At 43.3% G+C, this 1,187-nt stretch carries 1 protein-coding gene; it reads right to left on the bottom strand.

The window, feature by feature from the left end; genetic code table 11:
- Positions 1 to 17: 17 nt before the first annotated feature.
- Positions 18 to 1,126 (bottom strand): IS3 family transposase gene (locus tag L0660_RS26020; RefSeq protein WP_235162024.1). Its coding sequence is split into 2 segments (ribosomal slippage): positions 18 to 880 and positions 880 to 1,126, totalling 1,110 coding nucleotides; the frame shifts between segments, so codons are not numbered across the junction.
- Positions 1,127 to 1,187 lie beyond the last annotated feature (61 nt).

The following is a 1,187-nucleotide window of genomic DNA, read 5'->3' as shown; positions in this document are numbered from 1 at the left end:
TGTATGTACCCCGATTTTCAGACAGCCATTTGTTGTTGTATTTCCTTTTTCAGCAGCAAGTCTTTCCATTCAAAAGGTGTCATATTGCCGAGTCCTTCATGAGGTCTTCGGTGGTTATATTCATCAATCCATTCCGCGGTCAATTGCCTGACCTGATCTAGGTCGAAAAACAAATAAGCATCTAGTACCGCTTCTCGATAAAGCCGATTAAATCGTTCAATAAAACCGTTCTGCATGGGTTTTCCTGGCTGAATAAACCGTGTTTCGATATTTCTATCAGCACACCAAATTGCAAAATCTTTCGATGTGAATTCTGGTCCGTTGTCCGACCTTATCGCTTTCGGAAAGCCTTTACTCAGCCCGATCCGTTCCAAAACCCTGGTAATTCGCTTTGAGGACAACGAAGTATCAATCTCAATGGCCAAGGCCTCGCGAGAGCAATCATCGATCACGTTGAACGTCCTGAATTTACGATTCCCAATCATAGAATCACTCATAAAGTCCACGCTCCAAGTCTCATTCACTTGCGCAGGCTGAACCAGCGGTTGTTTAACGCGATCAGGTAATCGGCGTTTACCTTTTCGCCTCTTATTCAGCTTTAAAACTTGATAAATACGGTGAACTCGCTTATGGTTCCACAGCTTACCAGATCTACGCAGGTAGGCAAAAAGTTTCCTGAACCCGTATGAAGGGTGTTTAAATGCCAAGTCTTGCAACGACTCTATCACCTCAGAATCATCTCTCTTACTGCTGTAATAGTATTGAGAACGAACGAGGTTAACAATTTTACAGGCTCTGCTCACAGCGATGTTGTGCTCTCGAACAATCTCCTCGGTCAATTCCCTTTTTGCGGCAGAGCCCAGCCCTTTTTTGCGAACAGCTCTTTAAGTATTTGATTATCCAGGCTCAGATCGGCAAACATCTTTTTCAAGCGTGAATTTTCTTCCTCTAAATCTTTCAGGCGTTTAACGTCAGAAGCTTCCATCCCGCCATACCGGCTCTTCCAATTGTAAAAAGTGGCTTCGGAAATGCCATTCTGCCTGCAAATCTCCTTGGTTGGAATGCCAGCTTCCTGTTGTTTGAGGATCGAAACGATCTGTGTCTCGGTGAATTTGGTCTTTTTCATCAGTTTAAAATTAAGTGATATTCTCTAATTTCAAACTGTCTGCGATTTTGGGACACTTACA

It is taken from the genome of Dyadobacter sp. CY351 (assembly GCF_021502625.1).
Classification (GTDB): domain Bacteria; phylum Bacteroidota; class Bacteroidia; order Cytophagales; family Spirosomataceae; genus Dyadobacter; species Dyadobacter chenhuakuii.
This window is presented reverse-complemented; position numbering and strand designations above follow the sequence as displayed.